The sequence below is a fragment of the Frankia sp. R82 genome (assembly GCF_023716925.1).
Classification (GTDB): Bacteria; Actinomycetota; Actinomycetes; order Frankiales; family Frankiaceae; genus Frankia.
This window is the reverse complement of record NZ_JAMQQG010000309.1, coordinates 22,237-28,575: the sequence shown is the minus strand read 5'-3', so window position 1 is coordinate 28,575 and position 6,339 is coordinate 22,237. Positions and strand designations below refer to the sequence as shown.

The 6,339-nt window shown below is 72.7% G+C and carries 8 protein-coding genes; 3 read left to right on the top strand and 5 right to left on the bottom strand.

The features are described from left to right. Together ND747_RS25240 and ND747_RS25235 are read right to left on the bottom strand one after the other, a co-directional pair. Positions 1–1,011: MBL fold metallo-hydrolase (locus ND747_RS25240; protein ID WP_251736684.1), on the bottom strand; the 1,011-nt coding region annotated here is incomplete at its 3' end. A gap of 65 nt (positions 1,012–1,076) precedes the next feature. Next, positions 1,077–1,253, bottom strand: a complete 177-nt coding sequence (locus ND747_RS25235; RefSeq protein WP_251736683.1) for a hypothetical protein — start codon at positions 1,251–1,253, stop codon at positions 1,077–1,079. Between the two features lie 280 nt (positions 1,254–1,533). Between ND747_RS25235 and ND747_RS25230 the strand changes: the two genes are divergently transcribed. The 3 genes from ND747_RS25230 to ND747_RS25220 all read left to right on the top strand — a co-directional run bounded on the left by ND747_RS25230 (position 1,534) and on the right by ND747_RS25220 (position 3,105). Next, positions 1,534–1,746 carry a hypothetical protein gene (locus tag ND747_RS25230; RefSeq protein ID WP_251736682.1) on the top strand — a complete coding sequence of 71 codons (213 nt, stop codon included), beginning with the start codon at positions 1,534–1,536 and terminating at the stop codon, positions 1,744–1,746. Positions 1,747–1,894: 148 nt separating this feature from the next. Next, entirely contained in the window at positions 1,895–2,344 is a 450-nt protein-coding gene (locus ND747_RS25225) for a nitroreductase family deazaflavin-dependent oxidoreductase (protein WP_251736681.1), read from the top strand. Between the two features lie 155 nt (positions 2,345–2,499). After that, complete coding sequence (locus ND747_RS25220) at positions 2,500–3,105, top strand: TetR/AcrR family transcriptional regulator (protein WP_251736680.1); 606 nt, start codon at positions 2,500–2,502, stop codon at positions 3,103–3,105. A 52-nt stretch (positions 3,106–3,157) separates the two neighbouring features. Here the strand turns inward: ND747_RS25220 and ND747_RS25215 are convergent, their stop codons facing one another. From ND747_RS25215 to nadA, 3 genes are all read right to left on the bottom strand, one after another. Next, positions 3,158–4,123 (bottom strand): aldo/keto reductase family protein, encoded by a 966-nt coding sequence (locus ND747_RS25215; protein WP_251736679.1) that lies wholly within the window; start codon positions 4,121–4,123, stop codon positions 3,158–3,160. 112 nt (positions 4,124–4,235) lie between these two features. Beyond that, positions 4,236–4,847: a DUF3043 domain-containing protein gene (locus ND747_RS25210; protein WP_251736678.1), complete on the bottom strand. Its 612-nt coding sequence runs from the start codon at positions 4,845–4,847 to the stop codon at positions 4,236–4,238. Beyond that, positions 4,847–6,082, bottom strand: coding sequence for a quinolinate synthase NadA (gene nadA / locus ND747_RS25205; RefSeq protein WP_251736677.1), 1,236 nt, complete (start codon positions 6,080–6,082; stop codon positions 4,847–4,849). The genes ND747_RS25210 and nadA overlap by 1 nt, the downstream gene beginning before the upstream one ends. Positions 6,083–6,339 lie beyond the last annotated feature (257 nt).

Genomic DNA, 6,339 nt, shown 5'->3' with positions numbered 1-6,339 from the left:
CCCGAGGGTCGAGCGGATGCCCTGGCGGGCCGGGCTCGCGGTGGCGGGCCGGCGGGGTGGGTGGGTGCGCGGGCGCGGGGTGACGTCGAGGGTTTCGCCGTCGTGGGGGGCGCGGGCGCCGACGTGGGCGAGCCGGCGGGCCAGCTCGTCACCGGGTGGATTGCGGTGGCTCAGGTGGACGGCGAGGATCTCGGTGTCGTCCTGCACGGCGCCCCGGCGACGCAGGTCGGCGACGAGCTCACCGAAGGTGTCGAGCCCCAGGTGCTCGCCGAAGCCGGGTCGGTCGCCGTTGTTCTCCTCGAGCGCCACCACGTCGTACGCGCGGCCCTCGACCGCGGCCAGGGTGGCGGCGGGCAGCGGCACGGCGGTGTCGCAGCCGTAGAGCAGCCGGGTGCCGTCCGGCGCGGTGATGTCGTAGAGGACGGCGGGACCGATGCTCGCGTCGCCGTGGTGGGCAGCGAGCGGTCGAACCTCGTACTGCGCCCCGGCCTCGCCCAGCCGCAGCGTCCCGCCGGGTGCGAGTACTGCGCCGGACGGTTCGGTTTCACCCGTCCCACCCGTCCCACCCGTTCCGACAGGTGCGCCGGAGGTGTCGGGTCCACCGGGGGTGGCCGTCACGAAGCGCAGCGGGGAGCCCGGACGGTCCGGGTCGGCGCCCTCCCAGCGGGTCAGGAAGGCGCGGCACACCTCGAGCGCCGCCGGCGGGGCGACGACGTCGAGTGCCTGCCCGGCTGCCGTCGACCAGGACCGCCACATCAGGCTCTCGGGCCCCAGATGGTCCGGATGGGCGTGCCCGACCAGCAGATGGCGCAGCCCGGACAGGCGCACACCAAGGCGGGCCGCCGCGCGTGGCACGTCCGGGCCACAGTCGACGAGCAGCACGTCGTCGACCAGGATCGCGGTCTGCCCGCGGATCACCCCGCTCCTGCGTGCCCAGGCACAGGACGCACAGTCGCACCACGGGTTCGGCCACCCGTCCGCGGAACCGGTGCCGAGCAGCCTCAGCCGCACCGGGGCTCAGCGCCCGGCCAGGGCGGTGCCCGCCGGAGGCGCGGTGTTCGGTTGCACCGGCAGACTCAGCCGTGGCTGTGCGGGTTGCGCTTGCGCTCCCAGCGCGTCATCAGCGCGAGCACGGCGGCCAGGATGAAGATCGCCGCGAAGGTGACGATCACCGCGGCCCACCAGGACATCGGCGGCTCGTGCTTGGCAGATTCGGCGGCAAGGACTGCGGCGGCGTTGATGGTCGTGCCCACTCGGGTCGTTCCTCCCATAGTTGACGGACGAGGATGGCCGGCCCGACGTTACCGGCGTCGGACACATCCTGACGTGGCAGGCCCTGTCCGCGCCAGCAGCAGGCGGACCGCGTCGACGGTCCGCCTGGCCGGCCCTCGGATGGCGTTCGGCACTGGCATCGCGGCCGCCGATGCGCCCCGTGGCCCGGCGGGCGCGGTTGGATGAACACACCGGCCGATCGGCCGGTGGTCGAGGACGGCCCGGACGGCGGGCGTCCACAGCAGTGGGAGGGGTCGGCGGATGACCTGGACCTGGCGCTATGAGGGTGACGACGGCGCGACGGCAACGGTCGGCGGCGCGGCCGGCTCCGAATCGTTCACCAGCCAGGGGGACGCCGAGACCTGGCTCGGCGAGACCTGGCGGGAGCTGTTCGAGGCCGGCGTGGCGCAGGTGACGCTGCTCGACGCGGGCCGCCGCATCTATGGCCCGATGACACTGCGTCCGCTGACCTGAGCGTCCGCTGACCTGAGCGGGCGCCACCCACCTGATCGTGGCCACGTCGGTGAAGAGGTTGACGAACAGGCGGCTAACGCAGTTAGCTAGAGCGGTGGCTAACGGCATTAGCCGTTGCTGGGGCTCTCGCTTCGGAGGTTTCGCGATCATGGCTGACCACTACCGCGCACCTGGATGGTTCACCCGGAACATCGCCAACCGGCTGGTCGCGGGTGTCACCCGGGCGGGTGTGAGCGTGCTGGGCAGCCGGGTGCTGGAGGTGCGTGGGCGCTCCAGCGGCGAGCCGCGGCGAACCCCCGTGAACCTGCTGACCCTGGACGGCCGGCAGTACCTGGTCTCGGCCCGCGGGCATGGTCAGTGGGTGCGCAACGTGCGGGCCGCCGGCGGCGAGCTCGCTTTGCTACGCGGCCGTGGCCGTACCGCCTACCTCGCCGAGGAGGTCGAGCCGGATGACAGCGTCGCCGTGCTGCGCGCGTACCTGGCCCGGTGGAAGGCCGAGGTGGGCGTGTTCTTCGACGGCGTCGGGCCGGACTCGTCCGACGAACAGATCCGTCAGATCGCCCCTCGTCACCCCGTCTTCGCCCTCACCCCGCAGTGACCTCCCACCCCGCGGTGCCCTCTCACCCCACGGTGCCGCCTCACCCCACGGTGCCGCCTCACCCCACGGTGTCGCCTCACCCCACGGTGTCGCCCCGTCCAACAGGGCAACCGCGCCCCACCGGGTCGTCCCGTCCGGGCGGGCCGGCGGCGTCGGTGGTCGCCACGGCGGCCGGTCGGTTGCCGCTGGCGCGGATCGCGGTTCGTCCGGAGCTGGCGCGTCCCTCGGCACGGGTCGCCGAGATTCTCGCGGCGGCGCGCGACGTGCTCGAACACGAGGGTGCCGAGGCGCTCACCATGCGCCGGACCGGCGAGGTGCTGGGTATCCGGGCGCCGTCGCTCTACAAGCATCTGGCCGGCAAGGATGTGCTGACGGCAGGGCTGGCCGAGGCGGCCCTCGTCGAGGTCGGTGACCTGCTGCACGAGGTGGTCGACCGAGCCGACGCCGACGAGGTGGTGGCGGCGCTGCTCGGTGCCTACCGCGGCTACGCCCGGGCCCATCCGAACCTGTACCGCATGTTCACGGTCGGACGGTTGCCCCGGGCCGAGCTGTCGCCCGGGCTCGAGCAGTGGGCGGGGGAGCCGTTCTACCGGGCGACCGGCGACCCGTACCGCGCACAGGCCCTGTGGGCGGCCACCCATGGCGCCGTCCTGCTGGAGCTGGACGGGCGCTACCTGCCCGGCTCCGATCTGGACCGGACCTACGCGGCGCTCGCCGAGGCGTTCGCCGCGCAGCCGGCCGGCCCGCCACGCCGCGGCTGAACCGTGCCCCGGAGCGGAAACGGTCTGGCTGCGGACAGGGCAGGCGATCGCCTCAGGAGCGGGTGATGACGTCGGCGAGGACGTCGTCGATGCGCTTGAGGATGGCCGGGTCCAGGGTGACGCCCGAGGCCTTCACGTTCTCGGTGACCTGCTCCGGGCGGGACGCCCCGATGATCGCCGAGGCGACGTTGTCGTTCTGCAGCACCCAGGCAACGGCGAGCTGGGCCATCGACAGGCCCGCGTCCTGCGCGATCGGCCGCAGGTTCTGCACCGCGGCCAGGACCTCGTCGGCGATCAGCCGGGAGATCATCGTGGCGCCGGACCTGTCGGTGGCGCGGCTGCCGCTCGGCGGTGGCTGGCCGGGCAGGTACTTGCCGGTGAGCACGCCCTGGGCGATCGGCGACCAGACGATCTGCGAGATGCCCGCCTGCTCGCTGGTGGGCACGATGTCGGCCTCGATGACCCGCCACAGCATCGAGTACTGCGGCTGGTTGGAGATGATCCGGTCCAGACCGAGCTCGCCGGCGATCCGCACGGCGTCGCTGATCTGCTCGGCGGTCCACTCGGACACCCCGACGTAGAGCACCTTGCCCGCGCGGACCAGGTCGTCGAACGCCCGCAGGGTCTCCTCCAGCGGCACCGTCGGGTCGTAGCGGTGCGCCTGGTAGAGGTCGATGTGGTCGGTGCGCAGCCGCCGCAGTGAGGCGTGCGCCGACTCGATGATGTGCTTGCGACCGAGCCCCTTGTCGTTCTCGCCCGGGCCGGTCGGCCAGAAGACCTTGGTGAACAGCTCGTACGACTCGCGCCGGACGCCGTCCAGCGCCTCGCCGAGCACGCTCTCGGCGCGGGTGCCGGCATACACGTCGGCGGTGTCGAAGGTGGTGATCCCCTCGTCGAAGGCGGTGCGCACGCAGGCGGTGGCCGCCTCGGCCTCGATCTTGTCTCCGTGGGTGAGCCAGTTCCCGTAGGAGATCTCGCTCACGGACAGGCCGCTACGTCCCAGACGTCGATGTTTCACCCGAACAACCTACGACCGCCCCTGCCGCCCGACCACGATTTCACCGTGACGTCCCTGTCCACCGGCCTCGGGCGTCATGCCGGACGACCCGGCGCCGCGGTTGGCGGAAGGGTTACGGGGTGGGGTCGGCCCGGGAGACGCGGGGGCGGGGGAGACGCCAGCGCCGCGGCAGGAGGGCGCGTTGGGCGGCGTAGGCGCGCACCCGCACGCGGGAGTCGGGGTAGCGGGCAGTGACCCGCCTGCTGGCCTGCCAGGACAGCAACAGCGAGTCGACCACCACCGCGACGATGCCGACCAGCATCAGAATCGTCGCCGCGAGCCGGACGGCCCCCACCGGAACCAGCCCGCCGACGAAGTAGATGACCGCCGCGATCAGGAAGAACGGGCCGACGTTGATCCGGGTGTCGACGTAGTCGCGGACCAGGACCCGCTCGGGAGCGCGCTCGCGCGGTGGCAGCCGGCTGACGTCCCCGGACATCATCGCCGAGCGGTAGTCCTGGCTCTGCCTGCGCCGGGCGGCCCGTGCCTCCTGCTTGTTCGCCGGCTTCTTCGCGGCCGTCACCGTCTGCGTGCGAGCGGCGCGTGCGTCCGAGCGCTTCGGTGTCGGCCGACCCTTGCCGGAGCTGCGGCGGGGGTCATCGTCGGCCAGCGGCTCGTCCACCGTCTCGACCACGGTGTTGGACGGGTCGGAGTCGGCGCCGCCGCGGCGCTTGAGCAGGGCCATCAGGGCAGTGCCAACATCTGATCGAGTGCCTTCCGGGCAGGGGTGGCCACGTCCGGGTCGACCGTGATCTGGTTTGGCGTCTCCCCGCGGACGAGGGACTCCAGGGCCCAGACGAGATGTGGCATGTCGATCCGGTTCATGGTGGAGCAGAAACACACCGTACGGTCCAGGAAGACAATCGTCTTGTCGGGGTGGCGGGTGGAAAGCCGGCGCACGAGGTTCAACTCGGTGCCGATGGCGAACGCGGAGCCGGGCGGAGCCGCGTCGACGGCGGCGATGATGTACTCGGTCGAGCCGACCAGATCGGCCGCGGTGACCACCTCGCGCCGGCACTCCGGGTGCACCAGGACGGTGACGCCGGGTACCCGCGCACGCACCTCGTCCACGCTGGCCCTGGTGAAGCGCCCGTGCACCGAGCAGTGGCCGCGCCACAGGATCATCTTCGCCGCCCGCACCTGGTCGTGCGTCAGCCCGCCGTGGGGGCGGTGCGGGTCGTAGACGACGCAGTCCGCCTCGGTCATGCCGAGCTCGGCGATCGCGGTGTTGCGGCCGAGGTGCTGGTCGGGCAGGAACAGCACCCGTTCGCCGCCGCGCGCCCCGAAGGCCCACTCCAGTGCCCGCCGGGCGTTCGACGAGGTGCAGATGGTGCCGTTGTGGCGGCCGGTGAAGCCCTTGATCGCGGCTGAGGAGTTCATGTAGCTCACCGGCACGGTGGTGTCGGCCACCCCGGCGTCGGCCAGGTCGTCCCAGGCCTGTTCGACCTGCTCGGCGGTGGCCATGTCGGCCATCGAGCAGCCTGCGGCGAGGTCCGGCAGGATCACCCGCTGCTGCGGGCCGGTGAGGATGTCGGCGCTTTCGGCCATGAAGTGCACGCCGCAGAAGATGATCGCCTCGGCCTCCGGGCGGGCGGCCGCCAGCTGGGCGAGCTTGAACGAGTCGCCGGTGACGTCGGCGAACGCGATGACCTCGTCGCGCTGGTAGTGGTGCCCGAGGATGAACACCTTCTCCCCGAGGGCGGCCTTCGCGGCGGCGGCTCGGGCGGCGAGGTCCGGGTCCGCGGCCGGCGGCAGGTCACCCGGGCAGTCGACACCGCGCTCGCTCGCCGGATCCGCGCCACGCCCGAGCAGCAGCAGCGCCAACGGCGACGGAACGGCCCCCACCGCCGCGACGCCCGGGTCCGCGACGCCGGGGGATGTCCGGGGCGGGGTGTGATCGAGGGCCGGGTTGATGGTCATGACGCTCCTCCGGTCGACCGGCCTGTGGGGCCTGGCCGCCTTGTCATGTGCCGGCCGGCCAGCGAACCCGCCGCGGCCGTCCGCGAATGGTCGATGAGACTCTAACTCCCCCGACCGCATCGTATGCGCGGATGTGGTGTCTCGGGGGCGACTCGTCGTGGGGGTCACCGGGCCGCGGCACCGGGTCGATCGGTGACCCGCCCGCGATCTCCCGGCCGGACCGCGGCCGGCGGTCGGAAACCTGATGTCCCACGTCA